The sequence below is a fragment of the Kitasatospora sp. NPDC091335 genome (genome assembly GCF_044757205.1).
In the GTDB taxonomy this organism is placed as follows: domain Bacteria; phylum Actinomycetota; class Actinomycetes; order Streptomycetales; family Streptomycetaceae; genus Kitasatospora.
On the sequence record NZ_JBIVUM010000012.1, the window covers coordinates 11,120 to 36,268 of the forward strand.

Below are 25,149 nucleotides of genomic sequence, written 5' to 3' on the forward strand. Positions count from 1 at the left end.
GACCCCGCCCGGGTGGGCCCCGGCGGCGGGCCCCCCCCCCCCCCCCCCCGGGGGGGGCCCGCGGGGGGGGGCCCCGCCGGGGGGGGGGGGGGGGGGGGCCCCCCCGGGGGGGGGGGGGGGGCCCCCCCCCTTCCCTGCGACCGTCAGTCCGTCTCCGCCATCAGCCGGTCGAGCACCTCGGCGAGCCCCGCGACGTGCGGCGGACGCAGCACACCGAGGTGGTCGCCGCCGACCCGGTGCAGCTCCAGGCCGCCGGGGGTCAGCTCGGTCCAGCGCGCCAGGTAGTCCCTGAAGGGCTGGCCGGAGGCCACGTCGTGCCCGCCGCCCGCGAGTTCGTCGCCGGCCAGCAGGTGCATCCGCCCCGGGTAGGGCCGGTGCCGGTAGCCGAGGGTGGCCTGGGCCAGCTCGCGCCAGACCTTGAGCCGGCCCGCCCAGAAGGTGTCACCGGGCCGGGGCGCCAGCCGGGCGCCCTCGTCGATGACGTAGTCCAGCACCTTGAGGAACTCCCCCTGGAGGAGGGCGATCTCCTCCTCCCCCACCGCCAGGTCGAGTTCGCCGAGCAGGCTCTCGCCGCGGGCGAACATCGCCACCTCCTCCCACAGGTTCCTGCGGGTGTGGCTGTCCAGGGCGGGGTCGAGCAGGGCGAAGGTGACCTGTTCGCCGTCGCGGTGCAGCCGGTGCGCCAGTTCGCTGGTGACCGGTCCGGCGCCGCACCAGCCCAGCAGGTGGTACGGGCCGGTGGGCCGGATGGCCCGGATCCGTCCGAGGAACTGCTCGGCGACGCTGCCGATGCTCTGCGGGGAGGCGACGTCGCGGTGCAGCCCCGGCCACTCCAGGCCGACCACCTGCCGGTCCTCGGCGAGGTGTTCGGCGAGGTGGACGTACCACTGGGCGCCGCCCGGGTAGACGCAGAACAGCGGTGCCCGGTCACCCTCGCGCCGCAGCCACAGCACGGAGTCCGCGAGGCCGTCCGCGGCGTGCGCCGGGTCGGCGGCGCGGGCGGGCGCGAGGTCGGCGGCGACGGCGGGGTCGATCGCCCGGGCCAGCTCGGCGACCGTGCGGTGCTGGTAGAAGTCCCGGAAGGCGACCGCCGTCCCGTGCTCCTCGCGGAGCCTGACGATCACCCGCATCGCGATCAGCGAATGCAGGCCGAGGTCGGTGAAGGAGTCGTCCACGCCGATCCTGGGCAGGCCGAGCACCTCGGCGAGGGCCGCCGCCAGCAGGCCCTCGACCGCGGTGCGCGGCGCCAGGTACGGGGTGGCGGGGAGGCTGTCGGCGTCGGGCTCGGGCAGGGCGCCCGGGTCGACCTTGCCGCTCGGGGTGAGCGGCAGGGCGTCCAGCAGGACGAAGCCGGACGGGACGAGGTACTCGGGCAGGTGGCCGAGCAGCCAGTCCCGCAGCTCGGCGGCCCCGGTGACCGTGCCGTCGCGCGGCACCACGTAGGCGACCAGGCTGCGGTCGCCGCCGGGCGCGGTGCGCACCCGGACGGTGGTCTCACGGACCGCCGGGTGGCGGCGGAGCACGCCCTCCACCTCGCCGGGCTCGACCCGGTAGCCGCGGATCTTCACCTGGTTGTCGGCCCGGCCGCCGAACTCCAGCAGGCCGTCCTCCCGGTGGCGGGCCAGGTCGCCGGTGCGGTAGAGCCGGGCGCCCGGCACCGCCGCGTACGGGTCGGGGACGAAGCGGTCGGCGGTCAGCCCGGGCCGCTCGGCGTAGCCGCGGGCCAGCTGGGCGCCGCCGATGTACAGCTCGCCCGTGACGCCGGCCGGGACGAGCCTCAGATCGCGGTCGAGGATCCGCATCACGGTGTTGGCCACCGGCCGGCCGATCGGCACCGGGCCCGCGGGAAGCCGGTCGGCCGTGGACTTCAGGATGCAGCAGCCGACGGTGGCCTCGGTCGGGCCGTAGTGGTTGACCACCGCCGTGGCCGGGGCGTGTTCGGTCCAGGCGCTGAGCGCCTCGCGGGTGAGTTCCTCGCCGCCCACCACCAGCCGGTCGGTGGCGGCGGCGAGCGCGGCGGGCGCCAGGGTCTGGTTGAGCAGCGCCAGGTGCGTCGGGGTCAGCTTGACCAGGCCGAATCCGCCGCGTTCCAGGGCGGCCACCAGGCCGTCCAGGCCGGGGGTGCCGTCGTCCTCGGTGAGGGTGACCGGCCGGCCGGACAGCAGGGCGGGGAAGAGCGAGGTGACCGGCAGGTCGAAGGTCATCGCGGAGTACAGCGGGGAGCCGGTGCCGCGCACGTCCGGGAACTCGGCCGCCGCCCAGGAGGCGTAGTTGACCAGGGAGCGGTGCTCGATCATCACGCCCTTGGGGGTGCCGGTGGAGCCCGAGGTGTAGACGATGTAGGCCAGGTTGCCGGGCGTGGCGACCGGGCCGAGGTCGCCCGGGTCCAGCGCGTCGAGTTCCGCGTCGCGGTCGAGCAGCACCGTCCCGGCGGGGTGGCCGGCGACCAGGCCGGCCAGCTCCTCCTGGGTGAGGACGGCCGCGGCGCCGGTCTCGGTGAGCACCCCGGTCAGCCGCCGGGCGGGGTGGGCCGGGTCGAGCGGCAGGTAGGCGGCACCGGCCTTGAGCACCCCGAGCAGCGCCGCGACCAGGTCGGGGCCCCGGCGCAGCAGCACGCCGACCTTGGACTCGGGGCCGACGCCGAGCCCGCGCAGCCGCCGGGCGATCCGGTTGGCCCGGGCGTTGAGTCCGGCGTAGTCGACGGTGCCGCCGTCGGCGCGGTGCAGCGCGACGGCGTCCGGGGTGCGGGCGGCCTGCCGCTCGAACAGCTCGTGCACGCAGGCGTCCGGGACCGCCGTCCGGGGCCCGGTCGCGTAGCGGTCCAGCAGTTCACGCTCCTCGGCGGCGAGGGCGTCGGCCCCGGCGTCGCCCTGCGGGTCGGCGGCCATCGCCTCCAGGATCCGCCGGTACAGCCCGGCCAGCCGCTGCCCGTTGGCACGGCTGATCCGCTCGGGGCGGCCGTAGAGGACGAACACGCCGGGGAAGGTCGAGGCGTCCAGCGCGAACTCGTTGGGGCTGACGTCGACGACCTTGTCGGACTCGATCTGCCGGTCGTCCAGCACGTGGAAGTCCAGGTAGGTGAAGGACACCTCGATCAGCGGGGTGCCGTCGCCCCAGGCGCGCTGCATCTCGGGCAGCGGGAAGCGGCGGTGCGGCCAGGCCGCCACCTCGGCGGCGAAGACCCGCCCCACCAGCTCGCGCCACGTGCCGCCGGTCAGTTCGACGCCGAGCGGCACGGTGTTCAGGTGCATGCCGCGCACCAGCTCGCCGCCCTCCGTCTCCAGGCGGCCGTTGAAGACCAGTCCGCTGTGGAAGCGGTGGCTGCCGCTGATCGTGGCCATCGCCTTCAGGTGCGCGGCGAACAGCACGCTCTTGAGCGGCACCCCGGCGGCGGCGGCCAGAGCGCGCAGGCCGGGCTCCAGGTCGCGGAACGGAACGGCGACCTGGTACGGCTGCTCGCCGGCCGCCGGATCGGCGGCCCAGGACGGCGGCAGCACGACGCGCTCGAAGCCGGCCACCCCCTGCTGCCAGAACGTCCGGTCCTCGGCACTGGCGAGGGAGCGCCGCTCCAGCGCGATGTGGTCGGCGTAGCGGACGGTGTGCCGCTGCCCGGCGGCGGCCGGGGCCTGCCCGGCGCGGATCGCCCGGTAGTCGCGCATCACCTCGTCGATCAGCGAGTGGTGGCTCCAGCCGTCGAGGATCGCGTGGCACTCGATGAAGGAGAACGTCCAGCGGTCGTCGGCGGTCTGGTGGACGTGGAAGCGCAGCATCGGCGCCCGGCCGACGTCGAAGGGCGTCCGGCGGGTCCGGGCGGTGAACTCCGCCAGCTCGGCGCTGACCCGCTCCTCGTCGAGCCCGCGCAGGTCGTCGTAGCCGACCTCCAGGGTCGCGTCGGCGTGGACGAGCTGGAGCGGCTCGGAGTAGCCGGTGAGGTCGAAGGCGGTGCGCAGGATCTCGTGCCGCCGGACGAGCAGGGCGGCGGCCTCCCGCAGCGCGGGCAGCGCGAACGGCGCGTCGTCGACGAACGGGAAGAGCGTGATGTTGTGGTAGGGGCTCTCGTCCCGGTCCGCGAGCATCTGGTAGACCATCGCGGCCTGCACCATGGCGAGCGGGTAGGCGTCCACCAGGCCGGGCGGAAGGGCGGCGCGGTCGGCGTCCGGGAGCAGCGCGAACGGCGCCACCCGCTGCTCCTCCACGCTGGCGGGTCCGCCGGGCCTGGCGAGGTCGGCGAACCGGGCCAGGCCCTCGACGCTCTGGTGGACGAGCAGGTTCTGCACCGTCAGGTCGATCCCGCGCCGCCGCAGCGCGCCGACGACCTTGATCGCCCGGATCGAGTCGCCGCCCAGGTGGAAGAAGTTGTCGAGGGCGCCGACCCGGGGCAGTCGCAGCACCTCGGCCCAGGTCTCGGCGACGGTCTGCTCCGTGCCGGTCCGCGGGGCGACGTGTTCGGGGCCGCCGAGGCCGCGGTGGGCTTCGGGGGCGGGCAGGGCGCGGCGGTCGATCTTGCCGTTGGCCGTCATCGGGAAGGCGTCCAGCGGGACGAGGATCGCCGGCACCATGTAGCCGGGCAGCGTGCGGCCGAGGGCGGCGCGCAGCTCCGCCACGTCGAGGGTGCGGCCCGCCCCGGGCACGACGTACGCGACCAGCCGGGCCTCCCGCTCGTCGGGGCGGCGGTGCGCGATCACCAGGCTGGTCTCCACCCCGGGGAGCGCGCCGATGGCCGCCTCGATCTCGCCGGGTTCGATCCGGTGGCCGCGGATCTTCAGCTGGGCGTCGGCCCGGCCGGTGAACTCCAGTTCGCCGTCGGCGCCGTAGCGGGCGAGGTCGCCGGTGCGGTACATCCTGGCGCCCGGGGTGGTGGCGTACGGGTCGGGCAGGAAGCGCTCGGCGGTCAGCGCCGGGCGGTGCAGGTAGCCGCGGGCGAGTCCTGGGCCCGAGACGTGGAGCTGGCCCCGGACGCCGATCGGCACCGGGTTGAGGTCCGCGTCGAGGAGGTGGAGCCGCAGGTCGCCGAGCGGGCGGCCGATCGGGCTGCGCCTGGCACCGCCGGTCTCCTCGGCCCGCACCGGGCGGTAGGTGACGTGGACGGTGGTCTCGGTGATGCCGTACATGTTGACCAGGACGGGCCGCCGGTCGCCGAACCGGTCGAACCAGGGCGCCAGTTCGGCCACGTCCAGCGCCTCGCCGCCGAAGACGACGGTCCGCAGCGAGAGCGCCTCCGGCCCGAGGCCGGCCAGCGCGACGGCCTCCTGGAGGCCGCGGAAGGCGGAGGGGGTCTGGTTGAGCACGGTGACGCGCTCGGTGACCAGCAGGTCGAGGAAGTCCTGCGGCGAGCGCGAGACGGCGAACGGCACCACCACGGCCCGGCCGCCGTTCAGCAGCGCGCCCCACAGCTCCCAGACCGAGAAGTCGAAGGCGTAGGAGTGGAACAGCGTCCACACGTCCTCGGGGCCGAAGCCGAAGTCCTCCTGGCAGGAGCGCAGCAGGCGCAGCACGTTGGCGTGGGTGACCGGGACGCCCTTGGGGGCTCCGGTGGAGCCGGAGGTGTAGATGACGTAGGCGGTGTTGCCGGGATCCGCCCGCGGGGCCGGGTCGGTGTCGGGCCAGTCCTGGCCGGTCTCGTCGAGCAGCAGGGTGGTGACCGTCTCCTCGCCCGTGCTCCGGTCGGTGACCAGGGCGGTCACCCCGGCGTCGGCGAGGATGTAGGCGAGCCGGTCGGCCGGCTGGCCCGGGTCCAGCGGGAGGTAGCCCGCGCCGGACTTGAGCACGCCGAGCAGGGCCACCACGAGGTCGAGCCCGCGGTCGCAGCGCACGCCGACCAGGCTCTCCGGGCCGGCGCCGAGCGCGCGCAGCCGGTGGGCGAGGCGGTTGGCCCCGGCGTTCAGTTCCGCGTACGTCAGCGAGACGCCGTCGCAGGTGGCGGCGAGGGCGTCGGGGGTGCGCTCGGCCCACTGCCGGAAGACCTCGGGCAGGGTCTCCTCGGCGGGGTAGCTGCGGCCGGATCCGCCCCAGGAGGCGAGGAGTTCGCGTTCGGCGGCGGGCAGCAGGTCGAGCCGGCCGACCGGCCGTCCTGGCTCGGCGGCGATGCCGGCCAGCAGCCGCAGGTAGTGCCCGATGGTCCGCTCGATCGTCGCCCGGTCGAACAGCGCGGTGGCGTACTCCAGTTCGCCGGTGACGGAGCCGTCGGCGGTGGTGGTGAGCGCGAGGGTGAGGTCGAACTTGGCGGTGTGCCAGTCGACCGGCCGCTGCTCGGCGCGCAGCGCGCCCGGCTCGGCCTGGGTGTGCGCGGCGAGCTGGAAGACCACCTGGAAGATCGGGTTGCGGGAGGGGTCGCGCTCGGGCGCCAGCTCGTCGACCAGCCGCTCGAACGGGGTCTCCTGGTGGGTGAACGCGCCGAGCGCGGTCTCCCGGACGCGGCCGAGCAGGTCGAGGAAGGACGGGTCGCCGGAGAGGTCGGTGCGCAGTGCGACGGTGTTGGCGAACAGGCCCACCATGGGCTGGGTGTCGGCCTGCTCCCGGCCCGCGACCGGGGTGCCGACCACGACGTCGCTCTGCCCGCAGCCGCGGCCGAGCAGCAGCTGGAAGGCGGCCAGGAACACCATGAACGGGGTGGCGCCCTGGGCGCGGCCCAACTCCACCAGGGGATCGGCCAGTTCGGCCGGTACGGTGAACGTCTCGATGGCGCCGGCGGCGTCCCGGACCGGACCGCGGGGCCGGTCGGTCGGCAGATCGAGCGGCGTGAGGTCGGCCAGGGCGCCGCGCCAGTAGGCGAGTTGACCGGCCAGCCGGTCGCCGGACAGGTGGGCGCGCTGCCAGGCGGCGAAGTCCGCGTACTGTACGGCGGGCGGGTCGAGCGGGCTCGGCCGGCCGGCCGCGTACGCCTCGTAGAGCTGCCCGAGTTCGCCGAGCAGGACGTCCTCCGACCAGCCGTCCGAGGCGATGTGATGGATGGTCAGCAACAGTGCGCACTCATCGCCGGCGAGCCGGGCGAGCAGCGCCCGGACGGGGTGCTCGGCGGCCAGGTCGAACGGCCGCCGGCCGTCCTCGGCCACCAGCTCGGCGAGCCGCCGCTCCGCCGGCTCCGGCTGCTCCCACCGCTCCGGCTCGGCGGACCCCAGGTCGACGGTGGTCAGGGCGATCGGCCCCGGGGCGTCGATCACCAGCACCGGCTCGTCGTCCACGGCCGGGTAGCGGGTGCGCAGCACCTCGTGCCGGGCGACCAGTGCGTCCAGCGCCCGCCGCAGCGCCACCCGGTCCACCGGTCCTGGCAGCCGCAGCAGCAGCGGCATCAGGTACTCGGTGCCGCCGGGCCTGAGCCGGTCGAGCACCCACATCCGGTGCTGCGCGAACGACAGCGGGAGTGCGCCGTCCCGGGGCACCGGGGCGATCCCATCCTGCCGCTTCTTCGTCAAGCCGCGCAGGCGTCGCTGCAGCAGCTCCGTGCGGGAGCTCGGGCTCGTGCTCATCCTTCGCCTTCCTGTGCGTGCGACGGGGTCCGGTGACGGTGCAGGGCCTGTCCCTCGGGTCCTTGCCGGCCGGGCGTCAGCCTGCCGACTGCGGGAAGCGGGCGGCAGGGTCAGCACGGCCGAGGTTGCGGCGGCGGACTGCGCGCGTGACTGCCGGTCCTTCTCTGGGCCCGGGGCGGCCGACCTCCCAGCATCGACCCATGACCGACACCGTGCGCGAGGAAGTCCCCGAGAAGGTCCCGCCGTTGGCGCGCAACCGGGACTTCCTGCTGCTCTGGCAGGGAGCGGCGGTCTCCGGGCTGGGCTCCAACGTCTCCGGCGTGGCCTATCCGCTGCTGGTCCTCGCGCTGACCGGCTCCCCGGCCGACGCCGGGTTCACCGGCTTCCTCGCGCTGCTGCCGCACCTGCTGTTCCAGCTCCCGGCGGGAGCGCTGGTCGACCGCTGGAACCGCAGGCAGACGATGATCTGGTGCGACGTGCTGCGCTTCCTGGCCATCGGCAGCGTCGCGGCGGCGCTGCTGCTGGACCGGCTGTCGCTGCCGCACATCCTCGCGGTCGGCTTCGTCGAGGGCACGCTGACGGTGTTCTTCCAGATCGCCGCCTCGGCGGCCGTCCCCAACGTGGTGCACCCGTCCCAGCTCGCCACCGCGCTCTCCCGCAACGAGGCGCGGGCCCGCGGCGCCACGATGCTCGGCAAGCCGCTGGGCGGCCTCCTGTTCGGCCTCGGCCGGGCGGCGCCGTTCCTCTTCGACGCCGCCAGCTACCTGTGGTCGCTGGTCTCCCTGCTGCTGATCCGCACGCGGTTCCAGGCCGAGCGGAGCCCCCGCGGCGGCCCGCTGCACCGCGAGCTCACGGAGGGCGTCCGCTGGCTGTGGCGCCATCCGTTCATCCGCACCACGACCTTCCTGATCGCGGGCAGCAACCTGCTGTTCCAGGCGGTCTTCCTGACGGTCATCATGATGGCGCGCGGCCAGGGCGCCTCGTCGGCCTCGATCGGCCTGATGTTCGGCCTGGGAGCGGTCGGCGGGGTGCTCGGCTCCCTGGTGGCGCCCGGGCTGGAGCGCCGGCTGTCGATGCGGGCCGTGGTGGTCGGCGCCAACTGGGTCTGGGCACTGCTGGTTCCGCTGCTCCTGGTGGTCCACGGCCCGTACCTGCTCGGCGCGGTGTACGGCCTGATGTGCTTCGTCGGCCCGGTGTGGAACGTGGTGACGTCCGCCTACCAGCTCGCCGTCACGCCGGACGCCATCCAGGGCCGGGTGCTCGGCGCCGTCGGCCTGGTCGCCTACGGCGCCGTCCCGCTCGGCTCGCTGATCGGCGGCCAGCTGCTCTCCCGGATCGGCGCGGACTCCACCGTGGGGGTGCTGGCCGCCTGGATGGTCCTGCTCGCCGCGACCGCCGCTCTCAGCCCCTCGGTGCGCTCCGCCCCCTCGCTCTCGGGCGCCGCCGCCGAGTCCGCTCCGACCGCCTGACCCGGGGCCCCGGCGGCAGGGCGCGCGTGCTGCTCCTGCTGCCCGTTTGTCTCTTGCCGCCGTTCCCCGGCGCCCGGCAGGCTCACCCCGTCGCAGTGTCAAACCCCGAGGCTAGGAGGGCCGTGATGGCCGAGGAAGCCACCGACACCTGCCCGTACCGGCTCGTCGCCCCCGACCGGCGGCATGCCCGCCGGCGCGCCGGCGGGGAGTGCCCGGCGCACCCCGGGACCGGGCGGACCGGGCGGCTGCCGCTGAGCCCGTGCCGCCGTACGGACAGCGGTGTCACCGGGGGCTCCCGTGCGCGGGTCTGACCAGGTGCCGGCCGGCGTGCTCCGGACCGTGGGCCGGACGCCGCTGGTCGAGCTGACCAGGATCGACCCGACCAGCCACTTCCGCCTGTTCGCCAAGCTGGAGGCGCACAACCCGGGCGGCTCCATCAAGGACCGCTCCGCGCTGGAGCTGCTGTCCGAGGGCATCCGCTCGGGCCGACTGGTCCCCGGCCGGTCGGTCGTCGTCGAGTCCAGCTCGGGCAACCTGGGCATCGGACTCGCCCAGGTCTGCGGGTACTTCGGGATCCGCTTCATCTGCGTGGTGGACCCCCGTGCCAACCGCCAGAACATCGCCGTCATGCGGGCGCTGGGCGCCGAGGTCGAGGTGGTCACCAGGACCGACCCGGTCACCGGCGAGTACCTGCCGGTGCGGATCCGGCGGGTGCGCGAGATCCTCGCCACGACCGAGCACGCCTACTGCCCCGACCAGTACTCCAACCCGCTGAACCCGCGCTCGCACCACGCGACCATGCGCGAGATCTGCGAGGCCGTGCCCGACGGCCTCGACTACCTGTTCTGCGCGACCAGCTCGTGCGGAACGCTGCGCGGCTGCGCCGAGTACGCGCGGGAGCACCGCCTCCCGGTGACCATCGTGGCCGTCGACGCCGAGGGCAGCGTCATCTTCGGCCGCAGCCCCGCGCCCCGGCTCATCCCCGGGCACGGCGCGGCCGTCCGCCCGGCCCTGCACCAGGACGGCCTCGCGGACGAGGTGGTGCACGTCAGCGATCTCGACTGCGTGGTCAACTGCCGACGGCTGGCGCACCGCGAGGCGATCCTGGCCGGCGGTTCGGCGGGCGCGGTGATCGCCGCGGTCCGGCGGATGAGCGCCCGGATCCCGGCCGGCGCGACCTGCGCGGTGATCCTCCCCGACCGGGGCGAACGCTACCTCGACACGATCTACAACGACGACTGGGTCGCGTCGCACTTCGGCGACGTCGCCCGCCTCTGGAAGGAGAACGGCCCGGTGGCCGAGGTGACACCATGCTGATCCTGACAGCCCGTGAGGTCCGGCAGGTCCTGGACGGTGCCGAGCACCAGGTCGTCGCGGCGGTCAGCCGGGCGTACCGGCTGCACGCGGCCGGCCGGACGGTGCTCCCCCACTCGCTCTTCCTGCGGTTCCCCGAAGCGGCCCGCGACCGGATCATCGCCCTGCCCGGCTACCTCGGGAACGCCGGGGGCCCCGGGGGCTCCGGGGGCTCCGGGGGCTCCGGGGACGAGGAGCCGGTCGCCGGCATCAAGTGGATCTCCTCCTTCCCCGGCAACCTGGACGCCGGGCTGGGCGTCCTCGACCTCGCCGTCGCCGACCTGGTCCGCCGCAGGGCGCGGGAACAGGGCCTCGGCACGGACGTCCCGGACTTCCTCAGCCCCGAGGCGTAGGGGCCGTGACTGCGCCAGGGGCGTGCGCCGTGACGCCGCGAGGGGAGTGTGCCGCGGGCCGGTCAGTCCCCGCACAGCGCCCGGGCGAGGCCGCACAGCTCCGCACGGTCCGCGCAGCCGGTCTTCTGGAGCAGGCTGGAGATGTGCTTCTCCACCGTGCGGGGCGAGATCGACAGCCGCTGGGCGATGTCCTGGTTCCCCGGGCGCTCCACGAGCAGGGCGAACACGTCGTACTCACGCGGCGTCACCCCGACCCTCCGCAGCCCCTCCGGGATCAGCTCCCGCCCGGTGCGCCGCTGGGCGACCACCACGCCCGCCTGCCGGATCAGCGACCGGCAGGCACCGGCCACCGAGCGGACGCCGGCCTGGTGGAAGTGCTCCTCCGCGGTCCGCAGCCAGGTGACCGGGTCACCCCAGCCGTCGGCGAGGGCCGCCTCGGCGACCAGGCGCAGCCCGAGGTGACGGGCGGTCGGGAAGCCCCGGAACTCCTGCGACGCCAGCTCCACCAGGCCCACGGCCTCCCGGCCGCGGCCCTCGCGCCCGAGCAGGACGGCCTCGGCGAGCACCAGGAACTGCCGGTTCCACGCCAGAGCCGCGGCCGGGGCCGCCAGGACCGTCGCGTACACCGAACGATCGGCGGTGTCCGCGATGACGGCGAGCAGCGGGCCGAGGCCGTGCCGTCCGCTGATGTAGAACACGCTGGGGTGCCGGTCCTCCCAGGCGGCCGAGGCGGCCAGCTCCTCCAGCGCCTGGGCGCGGTTCTCCTCCAGCAGGGCGCAGAAGGCCCGGCACAGGCCGTGCAGGACCGGCGTGAGGAAGGAGGCGGAGTCGTCGGCCCGCTCGAAGCGGAGCAGTTCCCGCTCCATCTGCCGCCGCCGGCCCTGGTGGGCGGCGACGGCTGCCGCCACCAGCAGCAGGTAGCGGTGGATGCCGAGGTTGCGCATCCGGGCGCTCGGCTCCAGGCAGCGGTCGATGATCTCCCGGGCGGCCGTGAAGTCGGCGCGTTGCAGGGCGTCCATGGCCAGCAGGCCTTCCGCGTTCTGGGCGAGGACGAGGGCGCCCAGGTCGCGGGCGGCGTCCCTGGCCTCCCGGATCCGGCGCGCGTCACCGGTGCGCAGGAAGGCGTTCCCGCCGAGCCGCAGCAGCGCCTCCACCCGCCAGACCGGCAGGGCGTGCTCCTCCGCGACGGCGAGCATCCGCTCCAGGCACGCGTCCGCGTCGTCGAAGCCGTGCTCACGGGCCAGCAGGGCGAGCAGCTGCCAGGCCTGGCAGGCCACCACGGGGAGCTTCTCGCGCTCGGCGACCTCGGCCGCCTCGCGGGCCAGCCGCTCGGCCTCCGCCCTCGCCCCGCCGTGGCCGGGCAGCAGCGCCAGGTGGCCCTCGACCACGGCGAGGGCGGCGTTCTGCCGGGGATCGCCGGCGCCGCCGAGCTGCGCACGGGCGGCGGCGAGCTGCGCCACGGTGTCGGCGGCGCGCTCGGCGATCACCGCCACCCAGGCGAGCCTGGTGTGCAGGGCGACGCGGCGTTCGATGTCCAGCGCGCCGGCCCCCGCGTCCGGCAGCGACTCGGCCAGCGCGAGCACCCGGTCCAGCTGCCCGGCCTCGGCCAGCGCGTAGACCAGCGACTCGACGATGTCGGTGCGGTCGGCCGCCGCGGCCAGCTCGTGGGCCCGCTCCAGCAGTTGCACGGCGGTGGCCGAGGCGCCCGCGGCGAGCGCCCGGCGGCCCGCCTCGGCGTACAGCAGCGCCGCGCCCGGCCCGTCGCCGCCCAGTTCCCGCAGGCGCGCCACCAGCTGGCAGCGCCCGTCCCAGAGTGCCGGGTCGGCCGCCAGGATCGCCTCGGCCGCCCGCCGGGCCAGCACCGCCCGCTCGGCCGGCGGCAGCCCGGCGAGCAGCGCCTCCGCGGTGAGCGCGTGCCGGAAGGCGTACTGGTCGACGGCGGTGAAGTCGGGGACGACGAAGCCCGAGGCGGCCGCCTCGGCCAGGTGGTCGAGCAGCAGCCGCATGCTGTGGCCGGTGATCAGTTCGAGCGTGCCGAGCGAGAAGCCGGTGCCCAGGGTGGCGGCGAGCAGCAGCAGGTCGCGCACCTGCGGATCGAGCTGCTCCAGCCGGTGCCGCAGGCCGCTGACCACGCTGGCCGGGACGGCGGCCGCCAGGTCGCCGGCGACCCGCCAGCCGCCGTCGTCCTGGCGCAGCGCCCCGGAGCTGACCATCTCGGTGAGCAGTTCCTCGACGAGGTAGGGGTTTCCGTTGCTGAAGGTGCTCAGCCGGTCGACGACGGCGGCGGGCACCTGCTCGGAGCGCAGCTCCAGGCAGCCGGCGGCGAGCGCGCCGATCTGGCGCGTGCCGAGCGGCTCCAGGGCGGCCAGCGAGGCGACCCGGCGCCGCTCGCCGCCCCGGGCCAGCTCAAGGGCGGCTCCCGGCTCGGGCCGCAGCGTGGCGACCAGGAGGATCGGCAGTCCCGCCAGGTTGTCGACCAGGTAGTCCACCACGGCGATGGTGTCCGAGTCGGCCTCGTGCAGGTCCTCCAGGACGAGCAGGCAGCCGCCGTCCCGGCCGAGCACGGTGAGCAGCCGCAGCATCGCCTCGGCCAGCTCGACCGCGCTCTCCGGGTAGCCGGGCACGGCGGTGTGCCGCCACTCCGGGATCACCCGGCCCAGGGCGGGACGGTAGGGTTCCAGCTCCGGGTCGTCGGGGACACCGATGACCCGGAAGCGGGAGTTCAAAGCCTCGATGAGCGGGCGGTACGCGATCCCGGCACTGGTCGGGCTGCCGCGTCCGCGCAGCACCGGCAGGCCCAGTGACTCGGCCCGGCCGGCGCAGTCCCCCGCCAGCCGGGACTTGCCGATCCCCGCCTCCCCCGCCAGGAAGACCGCGTGACCCGCATTGTGCTGAAGATCACTCAGGACACGCTGGATCAGCCCGAGTTCGCTCTCGCGGCCGATGGTCGTCGGGGATGTGTTGCGCACATTTGCAGGCTACTGTGCCGAACTTGTGCTGAGTAGTGATCTCCGTAGGAAGATAATCTTGCTTCCTCGGGAACACCGGCCTGTTCCGGCCGGTCCGCCCGACTGGACGGTCAGGGGCGCTCGTCAGCGACCGGGACGACGATGGTGGTCCACCCGACGGTGGTACGGAACGCCGAGGGCGCGTGCAGCAGCCGGGACCGGCGGCCGAGCGCACCGCCGCCGCGCAGCCGGATCTCACCCGCCGGGTGGTCGGCGGTGGCTCTGTTCCCGCCGACGGGCTGCTGTGCGTGCGGCGCGAGGTCGGTGGTGTTCATGAACGGTGTCCTTCCGCTGAGGATGGTCTCGGGGGCGACGTCAGATGGTCCCGGAGGTGACCGCACCTCCGGACACGGGTCGGGCCTGCGGGGTTTCGAGGCCCCGTGATGGTTCGGAGACCGACGGTGGTTCAGGGGCCGGTGCCCGCATCAGCAGCACCGACGGGACGCGGTCGGCGAAGCCGAGCCGCAGCAGGCCGTGGCCGAGGCCGGCCAGGCCGGTGAGCAGTCCGGGCGACGCGATCCCGCCGGAGGCCGCGCGGCGCGGGCCGCTCCGGACCGCACCGGCGGCCCGGTCCCGCGGGGCCGGACGGCCGGGCGTCAGGTGCAGCAGCTCCAGCGCGCCCCACTCGCCGTGGCACAGGCCGGGGTCGGGCAGCGGTCCGGCGCCCGCGAGCCGCCCGAGGGCCTCGGCGACGGCCTCGGCCGGCCCCGGGTCCGCCATCGCCTCGGCCCGGTCGGCGACCGCCAGCGCCACCCCGGACAGACCCGCGCACCAGGAGAGGTCCGCTCCGGCGGACGGCAGCGCGGCCACCGCCGACCGCAGCGCGGCCAGCCCCGCCCGGCGGTACCGCTCGCCTCCGCCGGCGGCGGCGAAGCCGAGCAGCGCCCAGCCGACCCCGGCGGCGCCGGTGGCGAAGCCCGGCGCCGCCGGGACGGGCGCGGCGGCGAGCCGGTCGGCGCAGGCACCCGCGCCGCGCCAGAGTTCGGCCGACGGGCGCACCCGGTGCGCGGCCAGCAGCGCGGCCAGGCCACCCGCCGTACCGTCGAGCACACCGGTCGGCCGCTCGGCCCCGGCGGCCCGGACGGTCAGCGCGGCCGCCGGACCGGTCAGGGCGCGCAACCCGGCGTCGTCCAGGGCGGCCGCCGTCAGGGTGAGGGCGTGCAGGATGCCGCCGAGCCCGGTGAAGCCGCCCGAACCGACCGCGCCGAGGTCCTCGTCCGGGAGCGCGGCGAGGCGGTCGAGCAGCTCCGGCACCGGGCGCAGCGCGTCGAGCGCCGTCCCGGCGTAGCGGTCATCGCCGGTGACGGCGGCCAGCTGGGCGAGGAACAGGGCGATCCCCGGGTATCCGTGCCCCAGGTCGGCACCGCAGGGCCCGAGCCTGCGGTACCGCTCGCCGAGCAGTTCCGTGCCCAGCCAGTTCGCCCGTCCCCGCGCCCGGTGGGCCTGCCCGACCAGCAGGTCGCCGAGTTCCCGGGCGGCGGCGAGCAGCAGTTCGGGGGCGGGCGGTTCGCCGAGGTGCGGGCCGGGCACGTCGGCACCCGGGCCCGGCACGGCCGCGGGGTGGGCCGCTTCCGCGGCACGGCAGGCCAGCGACGCCCGGACAATCCGCTCCTGCCCGGCGAGGCCGGCCTCGTCCATCGCCGCGAGGCGGTCCGTCACCCGGGCCAGTCCCGGCCGGTCGAGGGCCCCGGGGATGCGGGTGCCGGTGCCGCTCCACAGGTCGACGCGGCCGGGGCGGGCGGTGAACACCGGCACGTCGCCGTCCCACAGTTCGGCGACCTCGTGGTCGAGCAGTCCCGGCCAGCCCTGGTCGTCCACGGCGTCCGTACCGAGCAGCCGCAGCAGTCCCTCCCGCTCGCCCGGCTCCCGCAGCACGTCGGGGTGGGTGGCCTCGGCGAGGACCGTCGCGTAGACCTGGGTGGCCCGGGTGACCACCCTGACCTCGTCGTCGGCGAAGCGGCGCAGCAGCCCGGTCAGCTCCCGCCGGCCCGCCAGGATCGCGCGGTAGCCCGCGCGGAAGCCCGCCACCAGTGCCTCGGCGTGGGCGGCGGGCTCGGCGTCGGCGCCGCCCAGCCGGGGGCGGTTGGCGCCGCCGCCGACCGTGCCGGGCCGGCGGACCAGCCGCATCCCGTCGGTGCCGGCGCCCTCCCAGCCGACCGTCTCCAGCGGCGCGTGGTGGTCGGTGCCGCCGCCGAGGCCGGAGAGGTCGAGCGCGGCCTCGTCCCCGAGCACCAGGTGCGGCAGCAGGCCGGTCCGCTGGACGGAGGCCTCCAGCGCGCGGCCCGCCGGGTCGTCGGCGGCCGGGTCCGCGGGCCTGGGCGGGTGGAAGAGCGTCTCGACGTCCACCGGCACCGGGTGGTCGGCGCAGGCGATCAGGTTCTCGAAGTGCAGGTCGGTGAGGTCGAGGAGGTGGGCGAGGGCGAGCAGCGCGCCCTGGCGCCGGTAGAACCGGTCCAGCTCGGCCCGGGAGGTGCAGGGGCGGGCCTCGACGAACTCCGACCAGCCGTGGCCGGGGCGGGTCAGCAGCGCGGGTGTGCGCAACCCGGGTGTCCCGGGGCGGGCGTTGAACCAGTCGACCAGGTCGCCGAAGTGACGGTCGGCCGCGAGCGGGCGGGGCTTGTAGACCACCCGGCTGCCGTCGGCGAAGCGCAGGACGGCGACCCGGCGGCCGCGCCGGTGCGCGTCGCCGGTGGTCCGGTCCACGGCGACCAGCGGCCCCGGGTCCCGTCCGGCCAGCAGCCGGGCGACCAGGTCCGGGCGGTCGGCGGTGTACCGGGTGAGCAGCTCCGCCATGGCCTCGACGGCGTTCACACAGGTACGGCCGACCAGCAGGGCCAGCAGCGGGTACCCGGCGCACAACCGGGCCAGGCCGGACCGGGTGCCGGTGGTGGCGACGAAGTCGCGGAACCTGTCCTGCGGGGTCGCGCCCGACAGCCGTCCCTCCTCCCGGGCCCCCCGGAGCTCCAGCACCAGCGCGCGGGCCGCCAGATCGCCCAGCGCGGTGGCCGTGGCGGCGGTGAACTCCTCAGCGATCCCGGGCAGTCCGGCCGACCGGCCGACCGCCGGGCCGAGCGCGGCGAGCAGCCGCTGCCCGGCCAGGCGTGCGAACGGTGCGAGCACGAGGGCGAAGCCGGCCGTACCGGGCAGCGGCCCGGACGGCGGGACGGGGTGACCGGGTGCGGTGGCGAGAGCGGCCTCGACGAACCCGGCCGGATCGGACCCGGCCGGGCCGAGGTGTCGCGGGCCCGGGAACGGCACCGGCGTGAGAGTCGGCGACCACCGGGGCGGGGCGACCGCCTCCGCTGTCACGAACGCTCTGTCACCGATCACGGCGAAGAGCCTGTCAGTCCGCGCGGTGACGGCGCAAGAGGTGAAATCCTGCCGGAATTACCCTACCCGGCGGCGGCCTTGAGGGGCCCTCACGTGCCCCGGGGGCCGGCGGGCGGGGCGGATGCCGGCTGAGGCCCGGAGCACGAACCGGCGGCGCTGACCGGCGGACGGGGGATGGCCCGGCAGATGTCCCGCCAGGGCCACGGCTCTCCGGCCTCGGCCGCCGTCCGCCGACGGCCCCGCGCGTCCGGTGGGGTGACCGGCGGGGTGACGGGCGGTGAGCGGGAGGCCTGGAGTGACGTCGGAGCCGCCGCATCCGCCCGAGCGGGATTGCCCGTGGCATAAGGCCGCGGGACAGGACACCGCGAGATGGTCGCAAGAACACACAACCTGCGCAAAAAACAAGGGAGTTGATGTTCAGTCAGCTGTACCGTGGAATGAGCATGACGCTCCTGGCCGGCGCCCGTGCCCCGGGTCGGGGCCGGCCGGCCGTGGCTGCCATCGGCGCAAAGGGGGAGCTTCCTGATGGCATACGCGAAGGGTTATGACGTCTCCGACTTCCAGTCGGGCATTCCGGGAGACGCGGAGTTCGTCTTCATCAAGGCCAGCGAAGGCGGCCACACCGGCCAGTCGGGGTACGCCGGCAAGCTCGCGGACGCCCGGGGGCGGGGGCTGGTGGTCGGGCACTACCACTTCCTGCACGCGGAGAACCCCGTCGACGGCGAGGTGGAGCACTTCTGCCGGGTCGTGGGCGGGGTTCCCGCGGGTGAGCTGCTGGTGCTGGACTTCGAACCGTACGGGCAGTCGGTCGGCGACGGGGACGCGACCGCGGCGAAGAACCGCTGGCTGGCGGCGGTCAAGCAGCGCTACCCGGACCGCCTGGTCGGGCTCTACACCAACCGGGACTACTGGTTCAGGACCGACGACAACGCGGGCGACTTCCTGTGGATCGCGGACTACGTGTCCGCGGGCTCGCCGCGCATCCAGGCCTCCTGGCGCTTCCACCAGTACAGCGACGACCCGCTCGACGCGGACGTGTTCAACGGCTCGCTGGACGAGTTGAAGGCGTGGGCCGGCCTCACCCGGGCCCCCGCCCCCGAGCCGCCCGCGCCGGCGCCGGCCCCCTCGCCGCAGTCGCCCGACTGGCCGGGCCTGCAACTGGTGAACCGGGACCAGTGGGGCGCGCGGCCCTGGCGCGAACCCAACGGTTCGATCCCGTACGCCGGTCCGCGCGCCGGAGTGAAGGTGCACTACCTCGGCACGGCGTACACCTTCGACACCCACGACACCTGCCCGGCCTACGTACGGCGGCTCCAGGCCTCGCACATGGACGACGACGGCTGGTCGGACATCGGCTACAGCTTCGTGGTCTGCGAGCACGGCCACGTGTTCGAGGGCCGCGGCCTGAACCGGCGCAACAGCGCCAACGGCGACGTCCCGCTCAACGAGGCGCACTACGCGGTGTGCGGACTGCTCGGGTGCTCCGGGTCGACCGAGCCGACCCCGGAGCTGCTCAACGGGCTGCGGGACGCGATCGAGTACTGCGCGCGACAGGGCCCGGCGGGCCCGGAGATCAAGGGGCACCGCGACGGCTACTCGACCGACTGCCCCGGGCCGGGCCTGTACGCCTGGGTGACCTCGGGTGCGCCGCGCCCGTCCGGGACGGTGGTCACCCCGCCCCAGCAGCCCGCGCCGCAGCCCGACCCGACCCCGGCCCGGTACCAGAACGGCATCGGCGGCCTGTCGTACGGCTACGGCGCGCACGGCCCGCACGTCACCGCCGTCGGCGAGGCGCTGGTGGCGGCGGGCTTCGGCTCGCACTACGGCGAGGGCCCCGGCCCGGACTGGACCGACGCCGACACCCTCAACTACGCCGACTACCAGCGCAGTCTGGGCTACTCCGGCGGGGACGCGGACGGCGTGCCCGGCGAGGCGACGCTGCGCCGGCTGCTCGGCGGGGCCGTCCCGCTGGCCGAGGTGTCCAAGTCGAACGTGGTCGCGGCGGCCCGGCAGGACCCGGACGCGCCCCAGGGCGCCACCACCCACGCGGACGACGTGTACACGGTGGAGCGGGCGCTCGTCGCCGAGGGGCTGCTCGACCGGCAGTGGGCCGACGGCTCGTTCGGCACCAGCACCATCGCCGCCTACTCCGCCCTGCAACGCGGGTACGGGTACAGCGGGCAGCAGGCCGACGGCGTCCCCGGCATCGACTCGCTGACCCGGCTCGGCCAGGCGCACGGCTTCACGGTCGTCGGCTGACGCCGACTGAGGAGGACCGATGTACCAACTCGCCCTGTCCCTGTGGCGCACCTGTGTGCCCTACATCGTCGCGTTCCTGGTGGTGCAGGCCGCGCGACTCGGCCTCCACCTGGACAACGCCTCCGTCACCTCCGCCCTGGTCACCGGCTTCGGCACGGTCTACTACGCGGCGTTCCGGTTCCTGGAGCACCGGTACGGGGCGACCTGGGGCTGGTTCCTGGGGGCCGCCCGGCCACCGTCCTACGAGCCGCCGGCCGCCCCGGCCGCACCTGCTCCGAGCGCCCCGGCCGCACCTGCTCCGAGCGCCCCGGCCGCACCTGCTCCGACCGCTCCGACCGCTCCGGCGACGACTCCGCCGTCCGCGCCCGAGCCCGCGACGCCCGCGCCCACTCCCCAGCCCGAGCCGACGCCGACGCCCGAGCCGACGCCGGCAGTCCCCCCGACGGCCCGGCCCGACTACCGCAACCTTCCCGAAGGCGGCTGACCGGCCCCACCCGGCACCGCCAGGGGGTGCGGATTTCCCACGCCCACACCCCCCCACATAATTATCACAGTAATACAATTGGCTTTCCCAGTTCGGGTCTTGACGAATAGTCAACCCGAATATGAGACTGAGCCTGCCACCAATGCATCAGGACCTCGCGGCCCGTCCGCGATCCGATTCATTTCTCCGGGTCTCTTGATGCACGAAGTGAACGGAGGGGGAATTTGCCGACGACACCGACCTATCCGGGCGTCTACATCGAAGAGCTTCCCAGTGGCGTCCGTACCATCACCGCGGTCAGCACCTCGGTGACCGCCTTCGTCGGGGCCACCCGGCGCGGTCCGCTCGACCAGCCCGTCACCATCACCAGTTTCGCGGACTTCGAACGCCGTTTCGGCGGGCTCGCGAGCCAGAGCCCGGTCAGCTACGCCGTCCAGCAGTTCTTCCTCAACGGGGGCTCGCTCGGCGTCGTGGTCCGGGTCGCGGCGGCCGGCACCGGCGCCGCCGCGGGCGTCACGATCGGCTCGACGCAGACCTCCACCGCCACCCCGGCACTGGAGGTCACGGCCGTCGAGCCGGGGGCCTGGGGCGCGGCGCTGCGGGTCGCCGTGGACTACCGGACGCCGACCCCGGCCGAGACCTTCAACCTCCAGGTCTTCGACACCTCGGGCGCCGTCCGGGAGTCCTTCGCGGACCTGTCGGTCCGGGACACCGCTCCCCGGTTCGCCGAGACGGTGGTGAACAGCGGCTCGGCGGTGGTCCGGGTGAAGGTCCTGGCGGAGAGCCGGCCGGACCCGGTGGGCACCGTCTCCAAGCCGTTCGCGGCGACCCTGCCGGACCTCACCCACGAGATCCAGGTCAAGATCGGCGACGTCTCGCGGACCGTCAGGATCCACGACCCCGCCGCGGACGGCGCCGCGCCGGCCACCGTCGCCGAGCTGGCCCTGCTGCTGGAGCGCAAGCTGCGCGCACTGCCCGACGCCCCTGGCCGGCGGGCCTTCGCGGGCACCCGGGTGGGTGTGTTCGGCCGGCAGCTCCAGGTCGTGGCCGGCTCCTCCGAGCCGGCCGACGTGGTCCGCTTCCTCGGCGAGGCCGCCAACAACCTCGGGCTGGAGGGCTCGGTCAGCCCGCCGGTCCACGCGCTCGCCGGCGGCCAGGACGGCGGAGCCCCCGGCCTGACCGACCTGATCGGCAGCGAGGCGGGCAAGACGGGCATCCAGGCACTGCGCGACGTGCAGGACGTCAACCTGCTGGTGCTGCCCGAGCTGGCCGGCTACGCCTCGATCGACGACGCCGTCACGGTCGTCTCGGCCGCCCAGGCGCTCTGCGCGGAGAAGCGGATGTTCCTGATCGTCGACCCGCCGCAGGCGTGGACGACGCTGGACGCCGCCAGGGCGGGCCTGTCCGCCTTCGACTCGGTGCGCAGCGACCACGCGGCGCTGTACTTCCCGCACCTGGAGCTGGTCGACCCGCTCACCGGCCGACTGCGCGGCTTCCCCCCGTCGGGCACCGTCGCCGGGGTGATGGCGCGCACCGACGGCCGGCGGGGCGTCTGGAAGGCGCCGGCGGGCACCGAGGCCGGGCTGCCCGGGGTGCGTGCGCTGACCGTCCCGCTGACGGACCGGGAGAACGGCCTGCTGAACCCGCTCGCGGTGAACTGCCTGCGGACGTTCCCCGTGGTGGGCCCGGTGGTGTGGGGCGCCCGGACCATGGCCGGCGCCGACGTGCTCGGCTCGCAGTGGAAGTACGTCCCGGTGCGGCGCCTCGCGCTGATGCTGGAGGAGAGCCTCTACCGCGGCACCAAGTGGGTCGTGTTCGAGCCCAACGACGAGCGGCTGTGGGCGCAGATCCGGCTGAACGTGGGCGCGTTCCTGCACTCGCTGTTCCAACAGGGCGCGTTCCAGGGCACGTCCGCGCGTTCCGCCTACTTCGTCAAGTGCGACCGGGACACCACCACGCAGGACGACGTCAATCGCGGCGTGGTGAACGTCGTGGTCGGATTCGCACCGCTCAAGCCCGCGGAATTCGTGATCGTCAAGATCGAGCAACTCGCCGGACAGTTCGAGGTTTAGGATCTCCATGGTCGAGTTCACCGTCAATCCCCACCGGTTCGATCCGTACAAGAATTTCAAATTCCTGGTCGTCTGGGACGGCCGGGTCGTCGCCGGAATCAGCAAGATCAGCCCGCTGAAGCGCACCACCGAGGTGGTGAAGCACCGCAGCGGCGGCGATCCGAGCTCGCCGCGCAAGTCGCCGGGCCGCACCGACTTCGAGGCGGTCACCCTGGAGCGCGGCGTCACCCACGACCCGGAGTTCGACCGCTGGGCCAACAAGGTCTGGATGGTCGGCGCGGGCCGCGGGGCGGAGGTCTCGCTGCGGGACTTCCGCAAGGACCTGGTGATCCAGGTGCTCAACGAGTCCGGCCAGGTGGCGGTCGCCCACAAGCTGTACCGCGCCTGGCCGAGCGAGTACCAGGTGCTCGGCGAACTGGACGCCAACGCCAACGCGGTGGCGATCCAGAGCCTCAAGCTGGAGGTGGAGGGCTGGGAGCGGGACGAGGAGACGCCCGAACCGGAAGAGCCGTCCTTCCAGCAGCCGGCCTGAGCGGCGGACGATGGAACTCGCCGGACAGGCCGCCCTGTTGGCCACCTGGGAGGCCGGTCTGGCGGCCGGCCGCGCCGGACGGGCCCTGCTGCTGCACACCGTCGCCCGTCCCGGCGTCGGGGCGGCGGAGCTGCTGGCCGTGCCGCTCGGCGAGCGGGACGCCGAACTGTTCGGCCTGCGCGTCGAGTTGTTCGGCGAGAAGCTCGACGTGCGGGTCGGCTGCCCGGGGTGCGCGGAGGAGATGGAGTTCGCGTTCGAGGCCGGGCAGCTGCTCGGTGCCGCGCGGCCGGCGACCGGGCCACCGACGGCGTCCGCGCCACGGCCGGTGTCCGCACCGCAGCCGGCCACCGCACCGCAGTCGGTCACCGGGCCGCAGTCGGTCACCGAGGCACTGCGGGTGGAGCTGGACGGCTGGCGGGTCCGCTTCCGGCTGCCCACCCCCGGCGACCTGGCCGCCGCCGAACAGGCCCCCGGGGGCCTGGCCAGGGCCGTACTGCTGGAGCGGTGCGTCCTGACCGCCGAGCACGACGGGGAGCCGGTGGCCGCCCGGCAGCTCCCCGAGCCGGTCCAGCGGCGCCTGGCCGAGGCCGCCGCGGCCGCCGACCCCTGCGCGGACGTCCGGCTGAACCTCAGCTGCCCCGGGTGCGGCGAGCCGGCCCTGGCCGAGCTGGACATCGCCTCCTACCTCTGGGAGGAGCTGGACGACTGGGCCCGGGCGACCCTGCTCGACGTCCACCTGCTGGCCACCGCCTACGGCTGGAGCGAGACGGAGATCCTGGCGCTGAGCCCGCTGCGGCGCCGCTACTACCTGGAGCTGTGTGCAGATGCCTGACCACTTCGACCGCCTGGTGGCGAAGGGCGCCCCGGGCCGGGCCCCGGCCGGGGCCGAGGTGCGCGTGCGCCCGCGCCTGCCCGGGCCGTTCGAACGGCTCGACACGCTCGGCCCGGCGCTGCCGGCCGTCCACGAGGAGCCGGCCGTACCGGGCCGTACCGTCGGGCCGCCGGTCTCCGCACCGCTCCCCCGGCCGACGGCGGCGCCGCGCCCGGCACCGGCCGGGGGAGCGCCCCGGGCGGCGGCCGGCGACGACCGGCCGGCGGCCGCCGCGCCCGTCCTCCCGCTGCCGCGCCCGCCGCTGCTGGTCACGCCGCCGAACGCCCCCGCCGCACCGGCCGCCGAGCCGGTGGTACGGGCCGCGGCCGCCCGCCCGGCAGCCGGCCCGTCCGTCGCCGTACCGCCCCGGGCGCCCGCGCCCGGGCTGCCCACCACGGCACCGCCGACGCCGGTACGGCCCGCCCTCTCACCGGCCTCCGGACGGCGGGCCGCCGTGGCGGCCGCCCCGGGCCGCGCCTCAGGGAACGCCGCCCGCGGCCGGCAGCGGCCCGTCGAACAGGCGGTCCGGGTCCTGATCGGACGGGTCGAGGTCAAGGCCGCCGAGCGCACCCCGGCCGCCCCGCGCAGGCCCGCGGCGGCCCGCCGGGCCCCCGCCCTCGACCTGGACGAGTACCTCGGCCGGGAGCCCTCATGACCGGACGGGAGGACCCATGAGCAACCACCTCGCGATCGCGACCGTCAGCGAGGCGCTGCGGCTGCTCATCAGCCGCGCGCTCTCGCCCGACATCCCGTTCGCGGTCGAGGTCGGCACCCGCAAGCCGCCGACCGAGCCGCCGGCCGACCCGGCCATCACCGTCTTCCTCTACCAGGTCACGCCCAACGCCTCGCTGCGCAACCGCGACGCGCCCACCCGCGCGACGGACGGCACCGTGCTGACCCGGCCGGCCGCCGCCCTCGACCTGCACTACCTGATCAGCTGCTACGGCGAGGAGTCCCAGCTGGTCGGCCAGCGGCTGCTCGGCTGCGTGGTCCGGGCGCTGACCGAACAGCCGGTGCTGTCCCGGCAGTTGATCGAGGAGGCGGCCGACCAGCCGTACCTGACCGGGACGGACCTGGCCGCCGCGCCGCAGCGGGTGCGCTTCACGCCCACGACCATGGACGTCGACGAGATGTCCAAGCTGTGGAGCACGCTGCTCCAAACGCCGTACGCGCTGTCCGTGTCCTACCAGGCCACCGCCGTCTTCGTGGAGGGCAAGACCGATCCGGTGGCCGGCAAGCCGGTGCTGCGCCGCACCGTACGGGCCGTGCCGTCCCGCGGGCCGGTCGTCGAGCGGGTGCGCTCCCGGCCGGCCGGGTCGCGGGGCGCCCCCGAGGAGGGGCCGGTGACCAAGGACCGGGAGCTGGTGGTTCACGGCTCCGGGCTGCGGGCGGACCTGGTCGTGGCCCGGCTGGGCGGACGGCGGGTGCCGGTCGGCCCCGCCGGAGTCCGGGACGACCGCCTCGTGGTCGCCGTACCGGAGGACCTGCCGCCCGGCGTGCACCGGGTGCAGGTGCTGCACGGACTCGCCCTGGACGGCCGGCCCGCCGCCGAGCACCTCGCCGTGGAGTCCAACGCCCAGACCTTCGCCCGGCAGCCGCGGATCGTCGCGCCGGTCGGCACCGCGGACCGCGACGACGGACCGGCCGGGGTCTCGGCCCGGCTGGACGTCCGGCTGGACCTTCCGGTCCTGGACGACCAGCAGGTCCTGCTGCTGCTGGACGAGTTGGACCCGCCCGCCGGGCGGCCCGGGGCGAGCCACCAGTTCCGCGCGCCCGCACCGCCGCGGCCGCGCCCCGACCCGTTCGAGGTCCGGGTGCCGGTCGTCGGCGTCCGCCCGACGGCGTACCTGGCCCGGGTCCAGGTGGACGGCGTACCCAGCGAGTTGACGGTGTCCGCCGACGGGTCCTTCACCGGCCCCGTCGTGGACCTGACGCACTGACCGCAGGACGGG

Annotated in this window: 15 protein-coding genes; 11 read left to right on the forward strand and 4 right to left on the reverse strand. The window is 75.3% G+C overall.

Features of this window, described 5'->3' with window-relative positions; all coding sequences use genetic code 11:
• Positions 1 to 143: 143 nt before the first annotated feature.
• Positions 144 to 7,466 carry an amino acid adenylation domain-containing protein gene (locus ACIQOW_RS24215; RefSeq protein WP_401088207.1) on the reverse strand — a complete coding sequence of 2,441 codons (7,323 nt, stop codon included), beginning with the start codon at positions 7,464 to 7,466 and terminating at the stop codon, positions 144 to 146.
• A gap of 200 nt (positions 7,467 to 7,666) precedes the next feature.
• Here ACIQOW_RS24215 and ACIQOW_RS24220 point away from each other — a divergent pair, with 200 nt between their 5' ends.
• The 4 genes from ACIQOW_RS24220 to ACIQOW_RS24235 all read left to right on the forward strand — a co-directional run bounded on the left by ACIQOW_RS24220 (position 7,667) and on the right by ACIQOW_RS24235 (position 10,641).
• A complete protein-coding gene (locus tag ACIQOW_RS24220) occupies positions 7,667 to 8,935 on the forward strand; it encodes an MFS transporter (RefSeq protein WP_401088209.1) in 1,269 nt (422 codons plus the stop codon).
• Positions 8,936 to 9,060: 125 nt separating this feature from the next.
• The gene (locus ACIQOW_RS24225) at positions 9,061 to 9,246 is read left to right on the forward strand and encodes a hypothetical protein (protein WP_401088211.1); all 186 of its coding nucleotides are present in this window, start codon (positions 9,061 to 9,063) and stop codon (positions 9,244 to 9,246) included.
• Positions 9,247 to 9,262: 16 nt separating this feature from the next.
• The gene (gene sbnA / locus ACIQOW_RS24230) at positions 9,263 to 10,252 is read left to right on the forward strand and encodes a 2,3-diaminopropionate biosynthesis protein SbnA (RefSeq protein ID WP_401088213.1); all 990 of its coding nucleotides are present in this window, start codon (positions 9,263 to 9,265) and stop codon (positions 10,250 to 10,252) included.
• On the forward strand, positions 10,246 to 10,641 hold the full coding sequence (locus tag ACIQOW_RS24235) for a hypothetical protein (RefSeq protein WP_401088215.1): 396 nt from the start codon (positions 10,246 to 10,248) through the stop codon (positions 10,639 to 10,641). The genes sbnA and ACIQOW_RS24235 overlap by 7 nt, the downstream gene beginning before the upstream one ends.
• A gap of 62 nt (positions 10,642 to 10,703) precedes the next feature.
• On the opposite strand, the gene ACIQOW_RS24240 is transcribed toward ACIQOW_RS24235, so the two are convergent.
• The 3 genes from ACIQOW_RS24240 to ACIQOW_RS24250 all read right to left on the reverse strand — a co-directional run bounded on the left by ACIQOW_RS24240 (position 10,704) and on the right by ACIQOW_RS24250 (position 16,907).
• Complete coding sequence (locus ACIQOW_RS24240; protein ID WP_401088217.1) at positions 10,704 to 13,610, reverse strand: AAA family ATPase; 2,907 nt, start codon at positions 13,608 to 13,610, stop codon at positions 10,704 to 10,706.
• A 110-nt stretch (positions 13,611 to 13,720) separates the two neighbouring features.
• A complete protein-coding gene (locus ACIQOW_RS24245; RefSeq protein WP_401088218.1) occupies positions 13,721 to 13,924 on the reverse strand; it encodes a hypothetical protein in 204 nt (67 codons plus the stop codon).
• A gap of 40 nt (positions 13,925 to 13,964) precedes the next feature.
• On the reverse strand, positions 13,965 to 16,907 hold the full coding sequence (locus tag ACIQOW_RS24250; RefSeq protein WP_401088220.1) for a type 2 lanthipeptide synthetase LanM family protein: 2,943 nt from the start codon (positions 16,905 to 16,907) through the stop codon (positions 13,965 to 13,967).
• Positions 16,908 to 17,504: 597 nt separating this feature from the next.
• Between ACIQOW_RS24250 and ACIQOW_RS24255 the strand changes: the two genes are divergently transcribed.
• The 7 genes from ACIQOW_RS24255 (at position 17,505) to ACIQOW_RS24285 (ending at position 25,137) form a co-directional block, all read left to right on the forward strand.
• The gene (locus tag ACIQOW_RS24255) at positions 17,505 to 19,238 is read left to right on the forward strand and encodes a peptidoglycan-binding protein (protein ID WP_401088221.1); all 1,734 of its coding nucleotides are present in this window, start codon (positions 17,505 to 17,507) and stop codon (positions 19,236 to 19,238) included.
• A 19-nt stretch (positions 19,239 to 19,257) separates the two neighbouring features.
• A complete protein-coding gene (locus ACIQOW_RS24260) occupies positions 19,258 to 19,722 on the forward strand; it encodes a hypothetical protein (RefSeq protein WP_401088223.1) in 465 nt (154 codons plus the stop codon).
• 224 nt (positions 19,723 to 19,946) lie between these two features.
• Positions 19,947 to 21,794, forward strand: a complete 1,848-nt coding sequence (locus tag ACIQOW_RS24265; protein WP_401088225.1) for a phage tail sheath family protein — start codon at positions 19,947 to 19,949, stop codon at positions 21,792 to 21,794.
• Between the two features lie 7 nt (positions 21,795 to 21,801).
• Positions 21,802 to 22,326, forward strand: a complete 525-nt coding sequence (locus tag ACIQOW_RS24270) for a phage tail protein (RefSeq protein WP_401088227.1) — start codon at positions 21,802 to 21,804, stop codon at positions 22,324 to 22,326.
• 10 nt (positions 22,327 to 22,336) lie between these two features.
• Complete coding sequence (locus ACIQOW_RS24275) at positions 22,337 to 23,158, forward strand: hypothetical protein (RefSeq protein WP_401088229.1); 822 nt, start codon at positions 22,337 to 22,339, stop codon at positions 23,156 to 23,158.
• A complete protein-coding gene (locus tag ACIQOW_RS24280; RefSeq protein WP_401088231.1) occupies positions 23,151 to 23,852 on the forward strand; it encodes a hypothetical protein in 702 nt (233 codons plus the stop codon). Before ACIQOW_RS24275 ends, ACIQOW_RS24280 begins: the two co-directional genes overlap by 8 nt.
• A 16-nt stretch (positions 23,853 to 23,868) precedes the next feature.
• On the forward strand, positions 23,869 to 25,137 hold the full coding sequence (locus ACIQOW_RS24285; protein ID WP_401088233.1) for a DUF4255 domain-containing protein: 1,269 nt from the start codon (positions 23,869 to 23,871) through the stop codon (positions 25,135 to 25,137).
• Positions 25,138 to 25,149: the final 12 nt, after the last annotated feature.

Bases quoted from the DNA above. Each gene is read 5' to 3' on its own strand.
- ACIQOW_RS24215 (WP_401088207.1), bottom strand. From the start codon at position 7,466: ATGAGCACGAGCCCGAGCTCCCGCACGGAGCTGCTGCAGCGACGCCTG.
- ACIQOW_RS24220 (WP_401088209.1), top strand. From the start codon at position 7,667: ATGACCGACACCGTGCGCGAGGAAGTCCCCGAGAAGGTCCCGCCGTTG.
- ACIQOW_RS24225 (WP_401088211.1), top strand. From the start codon at position 9,061: ATGGCCGAGGAAGCCACCGACACCTGCCCGTACCGGCTCGTCGCCCCC.
- ACIQOW_RS24235 (WP_401088215.1), top strand. From the start codon at position 10,246: ATGCTGATCCTGACAGCCCGTGAGGTCCGGCAGGTCCTGGACGGTGCC.
- ACIQOW_RS24245 (WP_401088218.1), bottom strand. From the start codon at position 13,924: ATGAACACCACCGACCTCGCGCCGCACGCACAGCAGCCCGTCGGCGGG.
- ACIQOW_RS24255 (WP_401088221.1), top strand. From the start codon at position 17,505: ATGGCATACGCGAAGGGTTATGACGTCTCCGACTTCCAGTCGGGCATT.
- ACIQOW_RS24260 (WP_401088223.1), top strand. From the start codon at position 19,258: ATGTACCAACTCGCCCTGTCCCTGTGGCGCACCTGTGTGCCCTACATC.
- ACIQOW_RS24270 (WP_401088227.1), top strand. From the start codon at position 21,802: ATGGTCGAGTTCACCGTCAATCCCCACCGGTTCGATCCGTACAAGAAT.
- ACIQOW_RS24275 (WP_401088229.1), top strand. From the start codon at position 22,337: ATGGAACTCGCCGGACAGGCCGCCCTGTTGGCCACCTGGGAGGCCGGT.
- ACIQOW_RS24280 (WP_401088231.1), top strand. From the start codon at position 23,151: ATGCCTGACCACTTCGACCGCCTGGTGGCGAAGGGCGCCCCGGGCCGG.
- ACIQOW_RS24285 (WP_401088233.1), top strand. From the start codon at position 23,869: ATGAGCAACCACCTCGCGATCGCGACCGTCAGCGAGGCGCTGCGGCTG.